At 35.8% G+C, this 15,929-nt stretch carries 17 protein-coding genes; 7 read left to right on the top strand and 10 right to left on the bottom strand.

Features of this window, described 5'->3' with window-relative positions; genetic code table 11:
- Positions 1-38 precede the first annotated feature (38 nt).
- Positions 39-233, top strand: coding sequence for a hypothetical protein (locus APB85_RS08225; RefSeq protein ID WP_057481149.1), 195 nt, complete (start codon positions 39-41; stop codon positions 231-233).
- Positions 234-371: 138 nt separating this feature from the next.
- Positions 372-1,328 carry an aldo/keto reductase gene (locus tag APB85_RS08220; protein ID WP_057481148.1) on the top strand — a complete coding sequence of 319 codons (957 nt, stop codon included), beginning with the start codon at positions 372-374 and terminating at the stop codon, positions 1,326-1,328.
- 195 nt (positions 1,329-1,523) lie between these two features.
- Here APB85_RS08220 and hisS read toward each other — a convergent pair whose 3' ends face one another.
- The gene (hisS, locus tag APB85_RS08215) at positions 1,524-2,894 is read right to left on the bottom strand and encodes a histidine--tRNA ligase (RefSeq protein WP_057481147.1); all 1,371 of its coding nucleotides are present in this window, start codon (positions 2,892-2,894) and stop codon (positions 1,524-1,526) included.
- 169 nt (positions 2,895-3,063) lie between these two features.
- Between hisS and APB85_RS08210 the strand changes: the two genes are divergently transcribed.
- A complete protein-coding gene (locus APB85_RS08210; RefSeq protein ID WP_057481146.1) occupies positions 3,064-4,311 on the top strand; it encodes an ABC transporter permease in 1,248 nt (415 codons plus the stop codon).
- A gap of 323 nt (positions 4,312-4,634) precedes the next feature.
- Here APB85_RS08210 and APB85_RS08205 read toward each other — a convergent pair whose 3' ends face one another.
- From APB85_RS08205 to rpsF, 4 genes are all read right to left on the bottom strand, one after another.
- The gene (locus APB85_RS08205; RefSeq protein ID WP_057481145.1) at positions 4,635-5,111 is read right to left on the bottom strand and encodes a DUF6495 family protein; all 477 of its coding nucleotides are present in this window, start codon (positions 5,109-5,111) and stop codon (positions 4,635-4,637) included.
- A gap of 152 nt (positions 5,112-5,263) precedes the next feature.
- Positions 5,264-5,713 carry a 50S ribosomal protein L9 gene (gene rplI / locus APB85_RS08200; RefSeq protein WP_057481144.1) on the bottom strand — a complete coding sequence of 150 codons (450 nt, stop codon included), beginning with the start codon at positions 5,711-5,713 and terminating at the stop codon, positions 5,264-5,266.
- A 12-nt stretch (positions 5,714-5,725) separates the two neighbouring features.
- Positions 5,726-6,025, bottom strand: coding sequence for a 30S ribosomal protein S18 (gene rpsR / locus APB85_RS08195; protein WP_037314517.1), 300 nt, complete (start codon positions 6,023-6,025; stop codon positions 5,726-5,728).
- 2 nt (positions 6,026-6,027) lie between these two features.
- The gene (gene rpsF / locus APB85_RS08190; RefSeq protein ID WP_057481143.1) at positions 6,028-6,369 is read right to left on the bottom strand and encodes a 30S ribosomal protein S6; all 342 of its coding nucleotides are present in this window, start codon (positions 6,367-6,369) and stop codon (positions 6,028-6,030) included.
- 258 nt (positions 6,370-6,627) lie between these two features.
- On the opposite strand from rpsF, the gene APB85_RS08185 reads away from it, so the two are divergent.
- Positions 6,628-7,341, top strand: a complete 714-nt coding sequence (locus tag APB85_RS08185) for a LytR/AlgR family response regulator transcription factor (protein ID WP_057481166.1) — start codon at positions 6,628-6,630, stop codon at positions 7,339-7,341.
- A 123-nt stretch (positions 7,342-7,464) separates the two neighbouring features.
- Here APB85_RS08185 and priA read toward each other — a convergent pair whose 3' ends face one another.
- The 5 genes from priA to nadC form a co-directional block, all read right to left on the bottom strand.
- Complete coding sequence (gene priA / locus APB85_RS08180; RefSeq protein WP_057481142.1) at positions 7,465-9,918, bottom strand: replication restart helicase PriA; 2,454 nt, start codon at positions 9,916-9,918, stop codon at positions 7,465-7,467.
- A 184-nt stretch (positions 9,919-10,102) separates the two neighbouring features.
- On the bottom strand, positions 10,103-10,540 hold the full coding sequence (locus tag APB85_RS08175) for a DUF2147 domain-containing protein (RefSeq protein WP_063870575.1): 438 nt from the start codon (positions 10,538-10,540) through the stop codon (positions 10,103-10,105).
- A gap of 11 nt (positions 10,541-10,551) precedes the next feature.
- Entirely contained in the window at positions 10,552-11,115 is a 564-nt protein-coding gene (locus APB85_RS08170; protein WP_057481141.1) for a chalcone isomerase family protein, read from the bottom strand.
- Between the two features lie 26 nt (positions 11,116-11,141).
- Positions 11,142-12,062 (bottom strand): YihY/virulence factor BrkB family protein, encoded by a 921-nt coding sequence (locus APB85_RS08165; RefSeq protein WP_057481140.1) that lies wholly within the window; start codon positions 12,060-12,062, stop codon positions 11,142-11,144.
- Between the two features lie 3 nt (positions 12,063-12,065).
- The gene (gene nadC / locus APB85_RS08160) at positions 12,066-12,923 is read right to left on the bottom strand and encodes a carboxylating nicotinate-nucleotide diphosphorylase (protein ID WP_057481139.1); all 858 of its coding nucleotides are present in this window, start codon (positions 12,921-12,923) and stop codon (positions 12,066-12,068) included.
- Positions 12,924-12,974: 51 nt separating this feature from the next.
- Here nadC and rlmH point away from each other — a divergent pair, with 51 nt between their 5' ends.
- The 3 genes from rlmH (at position 12,975) to APB85_RS08145 (ending at position 15,885) form a co-directional block, all read left to right on the top strand.
- The gene (gene rlmH, locus APB85_RS08155) at positions 12,975-13,448 is read left to right on the top strand and encodes a 23S rRNA (pseudouridine(1915)-N(3))-methyltransferase RlmH (RefSeq protein ID WP_057481138.1); all 474 of its coding nucleotides are present in this window, start codon (positions 12,975-12,977) and stop codon (positions 13,446-13,448) included.
- 10 nt (positions 13,449-13,458) lie between these two features.
- Positions 13,459-14,031 (top strand): non-canonical purine NTP diphosphatase, encoded by a 573-nt coding sequence (locus tag APB85_RS08150; RefSeq protein ID WP_057481137.1) that lies wholly within the window; start codon positions 13,459-13,461, stop codon positions 14,029-14,031.
- 63 nt (positions 14,032-14,094) lie between these two features.
- Positions 14,095-15,885, top strand: a complete 1,791-nt coding sequence (locus tag APB85_RS08145; protein WP_057481136.1) for a DEAD/DEAH box helicase — start codon at positions 14,095-14,097, stop codon at positions 15,883-15,885.
- Positions 15,886-15,929: the final 44 nt, after the last annotated feature.

Below are 15,929 nucleotides of genomic sequence, written 5' to 3'. Positions count from 1 at the left end.
AAACCTCTTTGAAAATCAGATTTTGAAGATTAAAGCGCATGAAAATAGTAGGAAAGATATTAATGACCCTGGGCGTTATATTAGGAAGTTTTGTTCTTATTGGCTCCTTTACTTTTGAACTGGAAAATACCCTTGATGCTCCTCCAAAAATTTTCCCTATTGTTTTAGGCCTTGGAGCGATAGCCGCTATTTTCGTGATATGGAGGAGAAAAGGTAGTACTACCGAAGAATAAATGAGCTACTAATCGCCAAATTTCTATTTACTACTCGCAATTTCTTTGTTTTATTCGCAACGTTAGATCTGTCCAAAACCTTAAATAGAATTCGCCTTTCTTAATTGTGATCATTAATTTTAGTAAAAATGCTAAAAAATGAAAACAGTTAAATTAGGAAAGTCAGGCTTAAAATCGGCACCAATTATCTTTGGCGGCAATGTTTTTGGCTGGACATTAGATGAAAAAAAATCGTTCAAGATGCTAGACGAGCTTTTTGAACGAGGTTTCACCACGATAGATACTGCCGATGTTTATTCCCGCTGGGCAGACGGCGTATCACACGGAACTTCAGAAAGAATTATTGGAAAATGGATGAAAGAGCGTAAACTAAGAGATAAGATTACGCTAATTACCAAAGGTGGCTCTGGTTTACAGCCCGGAGGGCCAAAAGATAATTCTCGAGATTATCTTACCGGTACGGTAAAAGATTCATTGCTAAGACTTCAAACCGATTATATAGATCTTTATTTCACACATTTTGATGATGAAGAAACTCCGGTTGAAGAAGCATTGGAAGCGTATCAAAAATTTATGACCAGTGGCGAAATAAAACATATTGGAGCTTCAAATTTTTCTGCGGAAAGATTGCAAAAATCCATAACTGTGGCTGCTGAAAAAGATTTACCGGCTTATGAAGTTTTTCAACCGGAATATAATTTAATGGTGCGAGACAAATTTGAAGGAAAAATTAAAAAAATTTGTTCTGAAAATAATCTAGGCGTAATTCCTTATTTCTCGCTCGCAAGTGGATTCCTTACCGGAAAATATCGTACAAAAGAAGATTTAGAAGGAAAAGATAGAAAGATGTTTACCGAGAAATTTTTGAATCAGCGTGGCGAAAAAGTTCTAAAAAGTCTGGATCAAATTTCTGAAAAGCATAATATTTCTCAGGCTGGGGTTGCTCTTGCCTGGTTAATAAAAAGACCCGGGGTGAGTGCGCCAATTGCCAGCGCCACTAAATCTTCTCATCTTAAATCGTTTAGTGAGGCCATTGAAGTTTCGCTTTCAAAAGAAGATATGGAAATTTTAAATAAGGCCAGTGAAACTGAATAGGTAAAATACCAAGAGGTTGCTTCAGCTAAAACTTTGCAATGGTAGAAAAACAAACTACCCGTCATTGCAAAGCCGCTTTGTTCGGCGGCTGAAGCAATCTCATCCAATTTATCCAGAAAAAGATTGCCACGTTATAATCCTTCTAAAATCGAATTATTCCTTGCTGAGATGAAATATTTCCAAGATTAAAAATTTTTAATCTAAAACCTTTATCAATTCAGCGAAATCAACTTTTTGCTGTTCGCCGGTTTTCATATTTTTCAGGGTAAATTTTTCAGCTTCTATTTCTTCCTCTCCAGCAAGAATAACAAATGGGATTTCGCGCTTGTTAGCATAATTCATTTGCTTTTTCATTTTGGCTGCATCGGGAAATAGTTCAGCAGTAACACTTTCGCTTCTCAATTTGTTCACGGCTTTTAGCGCATAAAGTGCTTCCTTATCACCAAAATTAATAAAAAGTGCTTTGGTATTTTGAGTAACAGCTTTAGGAAAAAGATCGAGTTCTTCTAAAACCAAATAAATACGATCTAAACCGAAAGAAATTCCCACGCCGCTCATATCTTTTAAACCAAAAATCCCGGTTAAGTCGTCATATCTACCGCCGCCGCCTATTGATCCCATCTTTACATTTTCTGGCGCCGAAACTTCAAAAATAGCTCCTGTATAATAATTAAGTCCACGAGCCAATGTTACGTCAAGATCCAGCTTAGCTGTTTTTAATGGCATTTCTGCAATAGCTTTTTCAATAAATTCCAGCTCTTCAATACCTTCTTTTCCAGTTTCAGACGAAGCTAGAATTTCCTTAATCCCGGCAATTTTTTCAGTAAAAGATCCGGTTAAACTAAAAATTGGCTGGATTTTCTCAATGGCATCTTCAGAAATTCCTTTTTGCAGCATTTCCTTTTTAACTCCCTCTTCCCCTATCTTATCCAGTTTATCTAAAGCGACGGTAAAATCAATAAGTTTATCTTTTTCGCCAATTACTTCGGCGAAACCAGAAAGTACTTTTCGGTTATTAATTTTAATAGTAACACCTTCCAATTTTAAAGCCGAAAAAACTGCATCATATAACTGCACGAATTCCACTTCCTGCCAAAGGCTTTTACTCCCAACTACATCTGCATCACACTGAAAAAACTCTCTAAAACGGCCTTTTTGTGGTCTATCAGCTCGCCAAACCGGTTGAATTTGGTAGCGTTTAAACGGAAAATCTATTTCGTTTTGATGCTGAACTACATAACGGGCAAAAGGTACCGTAAGATCGTATCGCAAGGCCTTTTCACTAATAGAAGAAGTAATCTTTAAGCTATCCCTATCTTCGTAAGCTTTGTCATCTGCTTTTTTAAGAAAATCACCTGAATTCAGAATTTTAAAAATCAATCGATCTCCTTCTTCCCCGTATTTACCCATCAGGGTATCAGAATTCTCAAAACTTGGCGTCTCGATAGGTTGAAAACCAAATTTTTTAAATTCAGTTTTAATTTGGTCGAAAATAAAATTTCTTTTAGCGACTTCGGCCGGGTTAAAATCACGAGTTCCTTTTGGGATAGAAGGTTTTTGTGCCATAAAATCTTTAGGGTATAAATACCATTTTTAGTTTAAAATTAGCGCCACAAAGCGACTGAAACAGTGCTGCAAATATCTTAAATTTTAAATGAACCCAAACAAATTTCAGATTTTAAGTAACATTCTTGCACGATTGATGTCTAACTAGATAGCACTGAAAAAACTTTTTATGTTAGGGTTATTTAGAGAAAACATAAGCATTGCTTTTAATTCTATTAAAAGTCAGTTACTTAGAACCATACTTACCGTTTTGATTATCGCTATTGGAATCACTGCACTGGTTGGAATTTTGAGTGCGGTGACCGCCTTAGAAAACACTATTAGTAGTGATTTTGCTTCTATGGGTGCAAATACCTTTAATATCCAACGCTATGAATTCAATTCACAACGCCAGGGCGGCGGTGAAGTTGAAAAGATAAATCCTATTATCAGTTATCGAGAAGTAAAGAAATTTGAAGATAATTATCAATATCCGCAGGCGCAAACTGCAGTTTCTTTCACAGGAACTTCTGGAGCTGAAGTGAAATATATCAACGAAAAAACCGATCCCGAAGTAAGGGTGCTGGGTGTTAACGAAAATTTTCTTGAGAATTCTGGCCTTAACGTCGAAAAAGGTCGTGAATTCAACATTTTTGATATTCAGAATAATAATAACGTAGTCATATTGGGATCTGATTTCGCTAAACCCGAAGGGCTTTTTAAAGGTGCAGACCCTATAGATAAGATTATTAGTATTAGAGGCGGGAAATTTAGGGTTATTGGAATCCTGGAATCTAAAGGCTCTACTTTTGGAAACAATCAGGATCTACGGGTTCTTATGCCAATTCAGGTAGCACGCTCTATGTTTACCCAGCCGCAAATTAACTACAACGTAAGCGTGAAAGTTGATGATAAAGAGTTATTGGAAGGCGCGCAGGATGAGGCTATTTTAACCTTTAGGAATATTAGAAAACTCAATCCTATAGAAGAAAATAATTTTGGCCTGGAACGTAGTGACGATCTTATCAACCGAATTTTCTCCATCACCAGTTACCTAAATTATGCGGCGTGGATTATTTCTATCATTACTATTTTTGGTTCCTCAATAGCTTTAATGAATATTATGCTAGTAAGCGTAACCGAGAGAACGCGTGAAATTGGGGTGCGAAAAGCCCTGGGAGCGAAACGAAAAACTATTGCTACCCAATTCTTTATGGAAACTCTTATTATTGGCCAACTAGGTGGTCTTTTAGGAATTATTCTTGGAATATTAATTGGGATAGCCGTTTCGGCCGCTGCCGATTTTGATTTCACCACACCATGGGTTGCTATTCTCTGGGCAACCGCAATTACTATTTTAGTAGCTATTCTAGCCGGAAGTTATCCTGCAGCCAAAGCAGCCAAACAAGATCCTATAGAATCGCTTAGGTATGAGTAGTGAGTAGTGAGTAGTGAGTAGTGAGTAGTGAGTAGTGAGTAGTGAGTAGTGAGTAGTGAGTAGTGAGTAGTGAAATTAAATTTAATTCCGTTGAAGGCATAAATAGATAGCTAAATATTACTATTTTCTTCCTTTTCTTAAACTAAGCTTTACATAATATTTATTCTACCAGGTATTCCAGAAGCCTAAAAATCAATAATTTGTAATAAATGCTTTTTTAGCGCTTAGGTTAAGTGTAGATATACAACAGAAGTGGAAAAAGAACTAGAATAGATATTGATCTGGAAATTAATTCAGCTAATTCCCAGAGACCTATTATAATCTTATTTACTTTCAACCATATTATCGAAATAGCGATAAAGCTCTCCTTTAGTAATATTTGCACCTTGCTTTATAAGCGCAAAAATATCTTTATTTCTATCTTCACTTAGGGCTTTAGAAGAGGTATAAATATTTACAGATTCGTCTAGCAAATTAGTTTGTAGCCAGCTGTAACCTTTTCTTGTGGTTAGATCTACGCCTTCATGTTCAATTTTGATAGCAATAAGATGGATTGTGACTTCGGTAATATGAAAAAGGTAAATTTGATTGGCAGAAAAATGTTCCAGGTATTCCACTTTATTTAGAACGCCTTCCCAAATAAGATCACTAAAAACATCAAGCTCCTGCTCTGCCGCTTTTGGTTGCTCTTTTTTTATTTTCTCCCATTCATCAGCAGTAATAGATTGCGAAGCTAGGAAATTAATAAATTCCTGCTTCATTTCTTCAAACTGTTCTTTGGTTAATCTGGAATATTTCATTTTCAATAAAAATTAAAAGAGTTCCCGAATTGCGTCGGGATTAGTTTGACCTACTAATTTATTGCATAGCTTCGCTATTTATAAATCAGGGTCTCACTAAAATAAGAAAAGCCCACTACTGGAGCGGGCTTTTAACTTTATAATAAATTATATTAAGCTTCAGATACTACATCAAAGTTGTAAGTAGTCACTACTTCACGGTGAAAACGTAAAGTTGCTTCGTACTGTCCTAATCTTTTGATGTTACCACCTGCGATGCTAATAAATTTCTTTTCGATTTGGATTCCTTCTTTTGCGAAAGCTTCAGCTAAATCACCATTAGTGATAGATCCAAATAATTTGTCTCCAGCACCAGCTTTAGCAGTTAACTTAATCTCTACGTTATTAAGTTTTTCTGCCTGCTTCTTAGCTTCATCGATATGTTTTTGTTCTTTATAGGCTCTTTGCTTCAGGGTTTCAGCTAAAACTTTTTTAGCCGAAGGAGTTGCAAGATGTGCATATCCCTGAGGAATAAGATAGTTTCTGCCATAACCATTTTTTACGTTTACAACATCATCTTTAAAACCTAAATTATCTACGTCTTGTCTAAGTATCAATTCCATAATTGCCTCTTTTTATTTTAGTAAATCACCAACATATGGCATTAACGCAAGGTGACGCGCTCTTTTTACAGCAACAGCCACTTTTCTTTGGTACTTTAAAGAAGTTCCGGTTAGACGGCGAGGCAATAATTTTCCCTGTTCGTTTACGAAACTCATTAACCAATCTGGATCTTTGTAATCTACATACTTAATTCCAGACCTTTTAAAACGGCAATACTTTTTGGTTTTGCTGGTCTCTATATTAAGAGGAGTAAGATACCTGATCTCTCCGTCTTTTTTTCCTTTTGCTTGTTGTTCAATAGATGTAGCCATACTTACGCTTTTTCTTGTTGTCTTCTATTTCTTCTCTTCTCGGCCCATTCGATCGCGTGTTTATCTAACTTCACAGTTAGGTAACGCATCATGCGCTCGTCTCTTCTAAAAGCAAGTTCCAACGGCTCTATAGCCTCTCCTGGAGCTTTGAATTCAAACAGGTGGTAAAACCCGCTCTTTTTGTGTTGAACTGGGTAGGCTAATTTTCTAAGCCCCCAATCTTCTTTCGATACCATCTCGGCCCCTTTAGAAACAAGAAATTCTTCGTATTTCTGAACTGTCTCCTTTATCTGTTCATCAGATAAAACGGGATTCAAGATGAAAACAGTTTCATAAGTGTTCATAAAAATTTACTTTAAATTAAATTGAGTGCAAAAGTAGCTCAATTATTTCTATTTTCAAAGCATAAAAGTGAAGGAACTTTTATACTTAATAATTAAGTATTTTTCGCTGCAGATCAAAAATTTCGACATTAGTAAAAAAATGTATAAAACTCAATTATTTAGTGGAGGATAAAGTTCAAATTAATCCGACGAATGTAAAGTTTATCTTGTAATTATGATATTTTATGTTTAATATTGTTATTACTTAACCTAACTACCGTGGAAGAAATTTTACTCAAATGTATTGTTGTTGACGATTCTAGCTTACAACGATTATCTATCGTCAAGTTAATTAGAGACCATGCGAACCTAAAGCTTGTTGCAGAGTATAATAATGCTATTGAAACTAAAAATGGCCTCCTCGATAATGAGATCGATTTAATATTTCTGGATATAGAAATGCCTGTTCTAACAGGTTTTGAACTTTTAGACGATCTTCCAAATAAACCACAAATTATCTTTGTAACCGGGAAAACTCAATATGCGTTTAAAGCTTTTGATTATGATGCGGTAGATTATATTCATAAGCCGGTAACTAAAGAGCGCTTTAATAACGCAGTAAATAAAGCCATAAACCTCTATAAACTAAAACATCAAATTGCCGCGGCTCCGGAAGATGAAGACTATATTTTTGTAAAAAGTAACCTAAAGAATAGAAAGGTCTTTCTAAATAAATTAAAGTATATCCAGGCCTTAGGTGATTATGTGAAATTTGTAACTGAAAAAGAAAACTTTGTAGTCCTTGCCACTATGAAGTCTTTTGAAGAGCAATTACCCAATGATAAGTTTCTTAGAACGCATAAATCCTATATTGTAAACCTAGATAAGATTGAGCGATACAACTCTAAGAACATTGAGATCGATAAGCAAAAATTACCACTTAGTCGCCATAAGAAAACTAATCTGGTTGAAGCTTTAAGTGCTATTCAGTAAATTCTAATTACTTACATTCTATTATACTATCATAAACCTGAACTATTTTTAGGTTTTAATTTATTACCTCAATAGACCCTGAAACAAGTTCAGGATGACATTCTAAAAAAGCCAGTCTGATTTTTAAATAGGATCTACATTGATCACCACTTTTATACTCCTAAAAGCTCCAATAGCTTTAAAGCTTTCCATAATACGTTGAAGTATTTTTTTGGTCTTTCCTAATGATTGCTGTTGCGGAATTTTAAGCAAAATATTCTTATGATATTCATTTCTAATACGGGCAACTGGCGGAAATTCAGGCCCCAACACATTTTCCTTAAAAACGTTTTTCATTCCGGCTGCTAACCAGTCAGCACCCTCATTGGTTTTAGAGTAATCCCGGCATTTTAATGTAATTCTAATTAATCGATAAAATGGGGGATACTTATAATTATAGCGTTCTTCTAACTGATCTTTATACATCCCGGCATAATCTCCCATAGAAACCTGTTGAATGATCTGGTGATGCGGGTTGTAGCTTTGAATCAAGACTTTTCCTCGTTTTTTTGTCCTCCCTGCCCTACCGGCCACTTGAAGCATCAATTGAAAACTGCGTTCGTGCGCTCTAAAATCGGGGAAATTCAATAAATTATCGGCATTCATTATTCCTACCAGGTTTACTTTTCTAAAATCAAGCCCTTTAGTAAGCATTTGCGTACCAATCAAAATATCAATTTCCTGTTGCTCAAATGCAGTGATCAATTTTTCGTAAGCATATTTTCCGCGAGTAGTATCCTGATCCATTCTGGCGGTTTTATAATCTGGAAAAATAGCTTTTAACTCGGTTTCAATTTGCTCGGTTCCAAAACCTTTAGTGGTAATTTCGGGACTGTCGCAAGCCATACATTTTTTTTGCATTGCAATATGATAACCACAGTAATGACAACGCAACTGGTTGTTATGGCTATGATAAGTTAAACTTACATCACAATTAGGACATTGCGGAGAATGTCCGCAAGTATTACACTCCAGTACCGGGGAAAATCCTCTGCGATTTTGAAATAAGATCACCTGCTCTCCAACATCCAGCGTTTCTTTAATTTCAGCGAGCATTCTATCAGAAAAATGCCCTTTCATCTCCTTCTTCTTATACTTGGTTTTTATGTCAACAATTTCAATTTCGGGCTCCAAAACATTGCCATATCTTCGGTTTAATTCTACAAAAGCATATTTATGATGTTGGGCATTAAAATAGGATTCTAATGAAGGAGTCGCCGAACCTAAAATGGTTTTAGCTTTAAATAAATTGGCCAGAACTACCGCAGCGTCTCGCGCGTGATAGCGAGGTGCCGGATCAAATTGTTTAAACGAAGTTTCATGCTCTTCATCTACCACCACCAGACCTAAATTAGCAAAGGGCAAAAATATTGAAGAACGTGCACCTATTACAATTCGGGCTTTTTCAGAATCTTCTAAAATATGCCGGTAAACCTCTACCCTTTCGTTTATCGAATATTTACTGTGATAAACCAAAACTTTATCACCAAAATAAGCTCTTAAACGTTCAATTAACTGGGTAGTTAACGCGATTTCTGGCAAAACATAAAGTGCCTGCTGGCCGTTTGCAATAACTTTTTCTATCAGTTTTATATAAATCTCTGTTTTTCCTGAAGAAGTAATGCCGTGAAACAAGCAAACATCCTGATCCTGTAAGCCGTCTTCTATTTCTGAAAAAGCTTTCTGTTGAATTTCACTTAACTGAATTCCCGTTTGAGAAGATTCACCAGAAAAAGTTACCCTATCGGTCTTTTCATAAAATTCCTCGAGAATTTTCTTTTTGATAAGGCTTTTAATAATAGCTGCTGAAACTCCCGATTTATCGCTTAGATCTTTTACTTTTAAAGGTTTCTTATGCTGCGCTTTTATGCTGAAAAAACTTAATAAAGCTTCTTTTTGCTTTGGTGCCTTTTCTAAATCATCTAAAAGTTGATGCATCCTGGCTTCATTGTCATAATCAGGGTTTAACCTAACAAAGCGTATTTTCTTCGGCTTATATTGCTCATAAATCTCCTGGTTAAGCACTACCAATTCCTTTTGCACCAGTGCATTAATAATAGGTAATACAGTTTTTTTATCCAGAATTTTCATAACCTCCTGGATCTTTACTGAAGACTGTCGCTGTAAAGCTTCTATCACCAGGTATTCTTCATCTCCTACTTCCGCTTCCTCAACATTTGCATCTTTTTTAAGCTCTACAATGCTTTCGCTTTCCAATAAAAAAGCACCGGGCAGTGCTGCCTTTAGCACATCTCCTTCAGCACACATATAATAGGACGCTATCCAGGCCCAAAATTTTAATTGATGTTTTGTAACTAAAGGGTTTTTATCTAAAATCTGGTTTATAGGTTTAGCTTCGTAAACCTGTGGTGGATTTTGATGAATTGCAGCCATAATTGCGGTATAAACTTTAGATTTACCGAATGGTACAGCTACCCGCATCCCTTCTTCTAAAAAATTAGCCTCTGCCTCAGTTATAGCGTAAGTAAAACGCTTTTGCAGCGGTAATGGTAAAATAACATCTATAAAATAGGGCATATTTAAAGTTGAGAATTTCTAAATATTTTGCTGCAATACTCGCATTTTTAAATCTTACCCAGTAAACTTCGGAGTAAGCTCAAGATGCATTTAATCTCGATTATCGAGTAAAGTAAGTTTATTCAAAAATAAAAACCATCCTTAAAAAAGAATGGTTTTTAATCTATTTAATTTCTTAGAAAATTTATTCGGCGCGTTCCCAAACTTTAGTTTTATAGAAAAAAGCGATATATCCGCGAACGTTAAGCTTATCAGGGTGTTCCTCGTCAACCCAAATTTTCCCTTTATACTCTTTTCCAGATTTTGGGTCAATTAAAGTACCATCTACATATTCGTCATCTTCTTTTTTAAAATCCCGAATAACGTTTAGACCTTCTATAGGCTGATTTTTAAGTTTTCCCGGGCATTCAGTGCATTTACGATCACGGTGTTCTTCTTTGGTAATTCTTATTACTTTACCATGAACAGCATTATCTTTTTCATAAATTTCTACAATAGAATTTACACGACCGGCATCATTAACTACTTTCCATTTCCCAAAAACTTCCTGGGCCTGCAGTCCTGAAGAAATCAGGATAGATCCAAAAATTAATAGGTTTAGTAAGTTAAATTTAATTTTCATTATTTAAAATTTTATTGTTTACCCAGCATTCCCTCTTTAAGGTCATCATCTGCTGGTTCATCAGAAAGCCATATCCCAAACAAAGCTTTTTTAAACTCCATTCCCTGGATAGCACCACTTTCTTTTCCATTTTTATAAATTACCGAACCTCTTTCTGGCAGGTAAACAAGGTCAAAAATATCTCCTTTATTGATTTCATCTTCAAAAAAGCTGATAAATTTCTTGATTTCGGCTTGAATAGGTGCTGTATTTCCACCGGTAGCATTTTCAAAACCTTCATTTACCGCATCCATCATTCGTTCACTGGTAATCATTTTTGAAACTATGTGCAATTTGAGTGCCATGGCTTCATCTTTATTCATTATTTCGGTAGCATCTCCCGATTTGTTTTTGAGGTAAAGTCCGCCGGCATACATATCCATCCAGAATTTCTCTCTTACTCCGGCTCCGTTAAGTGTTAGTTTTTCAGAACCATATTCTACAGTATTTGGTAATGTGGCACCACCAATTTCGGTTTGTGCTGAAGTTAAGTTTAAGCCAAAAACGGCAACAAAAAGTACTAATAATTTTTTCATGTTTAATGTGGTTTTAGTTTGTTAAGTTATTTAATTTTTTTCTTCATTTTTATTAAAGATGCATTTAATTCAAATCCCAGGAGCAATATATTAGAATTTAACCAGATATACACCATTAATATTAGTAATGCACCAATCGAGCCATAAAGCTCATTATAGGTAGAAAAATTTTCTATATACAAACCAAACAAGTAGGTAAAGATGACAATTAATAAAGTGGTAAAAGAAGCCCCAATAGAGAAGAAACGGGCTTGCCGTGCTTCTTTAGTGCCAAAATAATATAAAGTGGCAACAGCGGTATAAATTAGCAAAATAAATACCAAATATTTTACAAAAGATGCACTAAGATCATTGAATCCTAATCCCAGCTCATTAAAATCATTTACTGCGTAGGTTAGGTAAACCGCAAGAATCACCGTAAGCAGTAAAAGTAAGGCCATAATAAGTGAAACTCCAACCGCAACAAGGTATTGTCTTACAATAGATCTATTTGCATTGGTATGATAAGAGAATTCAAAACCGGTAAAGATGGCATTTATTCCATTAGTCATTAAAAAAATAGAAACAATAAATGCTAAGGAGAGCAAGCCCCCACGAGGGGTATTAGCAATATCCAGAAAAATATCATTAAAAAAATCTGAGGTATTTGGCGGCAGCAAAGAATCCATAAAAACCAGGAACTGCAACTGAAAATCGTCTATAAAGTTGATGTAAGGAATTAAGTTAAGCATAAACAGCAAAAAAGGAAACAGCGCCATAAAAAAACTAAACGCAATAGCGCTTGCCCTGGTTGAGAAAGTCCCTTTTATAATTCCGCCAGAATATATTTCCCAAAGATCGTAAAGCGATAAACCATCAAAGCCGGGCAAAATTATCCCCTTGGTTTTATTTTCCCACCAATTTGAAAATTGTTCTATTTTTGATAGAAGGGCTTTTTTGGGCGCCATACATTATATTGCTTTTAGACTGAGGTCTAAATTATAAACAGAGTGCGTTAAAGCACCACTGGAAATATAATCTACACCACATTCTGCATATTTCCTAGCGGTATCCAGAGTTATTCCTCCGCTAGATTCAGTTAAGCATTTACCATTAATAAGTTTTACCGCCTGCCGGGTATCTTCATAATTAAAGTTATCTATTAAAATACGATAAACACCTTCACTTTCCAGAATTTCCTCAATTTCCTTTAAATTTCTCGCCTCAACAATTATTTTAAGATCAAGTTGGTTAGCTTTAAGGTAATCTTTGGTTTTATTGATTGCTTTGGTAATTCCGCCGGCAAAATCTATATGATTATCTTTAAGCATTACCATATCATATAAAGCAAATCTATGGTTTTCTCCTCCTCCAATTTTTACCGCCCATTTCTCTAAAGCCCTAATCCCGGGTGTGGTTTTCCTGGTATCAAGAATTTTGGTGTTAGTACCCTCTAATTTTTGAACAAAAGTGTTGGTTTTAGTGGCAATGGCACTCATTCTTTGCATGGCATTCAAAACCAGCCTTTCCGCTTTTAATATAGATTGTGAACTACCTTCAACATAAAAAGCGATATCTCCCCTTTCTATTGTTCTCCCATCCTTAATTAAAACTTCAATTTTTAAATTTGGGTCTACATATCCAAAAACCTGCAAGGCAAAATCCACTCCGGCTAAAATGCCCTTATCCTTTACCAGGAGTTTCGCTTTCCCTTTCGCTTCAGCAGGAATACAAGCTAGCGAACTGTGGTCACCACTCCCCACATCTTCTCGAATGGCGTTTTCGATAATAAGATCTATTTCTTTTTCAAATTGTGCTTTTGAGATCATTTGCAATACTTATTTTTGTAAATGTAGCAAAGTCTGTGTAAAATCTACCGAATGACCATAAAATTACTCTGTATAGGAAAGACCGATAACCGGGAGCTTAAGCAACTTATTGAAGTCTATAAAAAACGCCTTCAGTTTTACAATAAATTTGAAATTGATATTATTCCAGATCTTAAAAAGACTAAAAGCCTGGATGAAAATCAGCAAAAAGAAAAAGAAGGAGAATTGATCCTTGCTAAAGTGCAGAATTCAGATTTTCTGGTACTTTTAGATGAAAACGGAAAAGAGTTTTCTTCAGAAAAATTTTCAGCATACATTCAAAAGAGATTAAACAGTGGGCTTAAGCAACTTATTTTTGTAATTGGCGGGCCTTACGGATTTTCGGAAGCAGTTTACCAAAGAGCCGATTCTAAAGTGGCACTCTCACAAATGACTTTCTCCCACCAAATGGTAAGACTTTTCTTTACCGAACAGCTTTACCGCGCCTTTACTATTTTAAAAAACGAACCCTATCACCACCGATAAAAATTACGCTATGGAACTTGTATTCGCCACTCATAATAAGAACAAACTAATTGAAATAAAGGCGCTTTTGCCGCATTACATTAAACTTTTATCATTAGATGATATTGGCTGCAATGAGGAAATTCCCGAAACTGCAAACACTATAGAAGGCAATGCTATTTTAAAAGCCGAGCACGTTAGGCATCGTTACGGTTACGATTGTTTTGCCGATGATACCGGTTTAGAAGTAGAGGCCTTAAATGGTGAGCCGGGTGTTTTATCTGCCCGCTATGCCGGGGATGATAAAAATGATGATTCTAATGTCACTAAATTATTAAAGAACTTAGATGGCAAAGAAAATAGAAATGCACAGTTTAAAACGGCCATCGCTCTAAACTTAAACGACAATCAAAATCTTTTTACAGGAATTTGCAAAGGAAAAATTATAAAGGAAAAACGTGGCGATCAGGGGTTTGGTTACGATCCAATATTTGTTCCAGAAGGTTTCAAGGAGACATTTGCTGAAATGAGCTTGAGCGAAAAATCTGAAATTAGCCATCGCGGAATAGCCTTTAAGAAGCTAATCGCCTATCTTTCAAAATAAAAGAAGTAGATAGGCATATATTGCTATCTAAGCCGTACCTTTGCCGCTTATTTAATTTTTTATATGAACAAATTTGAACAATTAGGTTTAAACCCTTCTATTCTTAAAGCAGTCGAAGATATGGGTTTTACAAGCCCGAGTGAGATACAGGAAAAAGCGATTCCTGTTTTACTAAATGAAGATACCGATATGGTGGCATTAGCCCAAACCGGTACAGGAAAGACAGCTGCTTTTGGATTCCCGCTTATCCAGAAAATAAACGTAAGTAAAAAACATACCCAGGCATTAATTCTTTCACCAACACGTGAACTTTGCCTGCAAATTACCAATGAACTAAAGAATTACTCAAAATTCGAAAAAGGTCTTAATCCTGTTGCTATTTATGGTGGCGCAAGCATTACAGACCAGGCCAGACAAATTGAACGAGGAGCGCAAATAATTGTTGCCACTCCCGGACGTATGCAGGATATGATTAATCGTAATCTGGTAGATATTTCTAAAATAGAATATTGTGTTTTAGATGAAGCAGATGAGATGCTAAATATGGGCTTCTTTGAAGACATTAAAGCAATTCTTTCTCATACCCCAAAAGAAAAGCATACCTGGTTATTTTCTGCAACTATGCCTAAAGAGGTTGCAACTATCGCCCAGAAATTTATGCGTACTCCTATAGAAATTACTGTAGGATCTAAAAACCAGGGAACTTCTAATGTTTCTCACGAGTATTACTTAGTTAATTCGAGACAACGTTACGAAGCTTTAAAAAGACTGGCAGATGCTAATCCAGATATCTTTTCGGTAATTTTTTGCCGAACAAAAAGAGATACTCAAAAAGTAGCTGAAAAGCTTATTGAAGACGGTTATAGCGCCGCAGCTTTACACGGGGATCTAAGCCAAAACCAAAGAGATTTGGTGATGAAAAGCTTTAGAAGCAAGCAAATTCAAATGTTAGTGGCAACAGATGTTGCTGCTCGTGGAATTGACGTAGATGATATTACACACGTAATCAACTACCAGCTACCCGATGAAATTGAAACTTATACTCACCGTAGTGGCCGTACAGGTCGTGCAGGAAAGAGCGGAGTTTCTATGGTAATTGTTACCAAAAGTGAAATGCGTAAAATAAAAAGTATTGAGCGCATAATTCAGCAAAAATTTGAGCAAAAAGATATTCCGGACGGAATGGAAATTTGCCGCGTACAGCTGTTCCACTTAGCAAATGATATAAAGGAAACTAAGATTAATCACGAGATAGATGCTTATTTACCGAGCATCAACGAAGTTTTAGAAGATTTTACCAAAGAAGAGCTTATTAAGAAGTTCTTTTCTGTAGAATTTACTCGTTTCTTCAATTATTACAAAAATTCTGAAGGCTTAAGTTCTCCCTCAGCTCCTGCAGATGGAGGTGGTTCTGGAGACTCTACGCGTTACTTTATAAATGTTGGCGCTAAAGATGATTTTGACTGGATGAGCCTAAAAGATTTCCTTAAGGCTACTTTAGATCTTGGACGTGACGATGTTTATAAAGTTGACGTTAAGGACAGCTTCTCTTTCTTTAATACTGATACTAAAAATGCCGAGACTGTTTTAAGTACTTTCAAAGACTTTAAACACCAGGGTAGATTTATTAATGTTGAAGAAACTACTGATACCGGCGGACGTGGAAAACGCGGCGGCGGTGGCGGAGGCCGAAAAGGCGGGAAATTCAACAAAGGCGGCAAAAAACCTGATTTTAAAGGTGGTGGTCGCAGACGCTCAGACGATTTTAAAGGCGGTTCTGGAAAAGGAAAAAAATCTGGAAACCGAAGCAAAAACATTGAGAGCTCTATTAAAAGAAGACGCAACAAAAATTAAAACTACATCTGGCGCCTAAATTTTAAAGTATGGCATTATTTTTT

The sequence above is a fragment of the Salegentibacter mishustinae genome, assembly GCF_002900095.1.
GTDB lineage: Bacteria > Bacteroidota > Bacteroidia > Flavobacteriales > Flavobacteriaceae > Salegentibacter > Salegentibacter mishustinae.
Note: the sequence above shows the minus strand (reverse complement) of the source record. Positions and strands in the feature narration are given on the sequence as shown.

Excerpts from the sequence above, each read along its gene's own strand:
- priA (WP_057481142.1), bottom strand. The coding sequence starts at position 9,918 with ATGCCCTATTTTATAGATGTTATTTTACCATTACCGCTGCAAAAGCGT.
- APB85_RS08205 (WP_057481145.1), bottom strand. The coding sequence starts at position 5,111 with ATGAAATATTCCAGATTAACCAAAGAACAGTTTGAAGAAATGAAGCAG.
- rpsR (WP_037314517.1), bottom strand. The coding sequence starts at position 6,025 with ATGGCTACATCTATTGAACAACAAGCAAAAGGAAAAAAAGACGGAGAG.
- hisS (WP_057481147.1), bottom strand. The coding sequence starts at position 2,894 with ATGGCACAAAAACCTTCTATCCCAAAAGGAACTCGTGATTTTAACCCG.
- rlmH (WP_057481138.1), top strand. The coding sequence starts at position 12,975 with ATGACCATAAAATTACTCTGTATAGGAAAGACCGATAACCGGGAGCTT.
- APB85_RS08150 (WP_057481137.1), top strand. The coding sequence starts at position 13,459 with ATGGAACTTGTATTCGCCACTCATAATAAGAACAAACTAATTGAAATA.
- APB85_RS08170 (WP_057481141.1), bottom strand. The coding sequence starts at position 11,115 with ATGAAAAAATTATTAGTACTTTTTGTTGCCGTTTTTGGCTTAAACTTA.
- rpsF (WP_057481143.1), bottom strand. The coding sequence starts at position 6,369 with ATGAACACTTATGAAACTGTTTTCATCTTGAATCCCGTTTTATCTGAT.
- APB85_RS08210 (WP_057481146.1), top strand. The coding sequence starts at position 3,064 with ATGTTAGGGTTATTTAGAGAAAACATAAGCATTGCTTTTAATTCTATT.
- APB85_RS08220 (WP_057481148.1), top strand. The coding sequence starts at position 372 with ATGAAAACAGTTAAATTAGGAAAGTCAGGCTTAAAATCGGCACCAATT.
- APB85_RS08165 (WP_057481140.1), bottom strand. The coding sequence starts at position 12,062 with ATGGCGCCCAAAAAAGCCCTTCTATCAAAAATAGAACAATTTTCAAAT.
- APB85_RS08175 (WP_063870575.1), bottom strand. The coding sequence starts at position 10,540 with ATGAAAATTAAATTTAACTTACTAAACCTATTAATTTTTGGATCTATC.
- rplI (WP_057481144.1), bottom strand. The coding sequence starts at position 5,713 with ATGGAATTGATACTTAGACAAGACGTAGATAATTTAGGTTTTAAAGAT.
- APB85_RS08145 (WP_057481136.1), top strand. The coding sequence starts at position 14,095 with ATGAACAAATTTGAACAATTAGGTTTAAACCCTTCTATTCTTAAAGCA.
- APB85_RS08225 (WP_057481149.1), top strand. The coding sequence starts at position 39 with ATGAAAATAGTAGGAAAGATATTAATGACCCTGGGCGTTATATTAGGA.
- nadC (WP_057481139.1), bottom strand. The coding sequence starts at position 12,923 with ATGATCTCAAAAGCACAATTTGAAAAAGAAATAGATCTTATTATCGAA.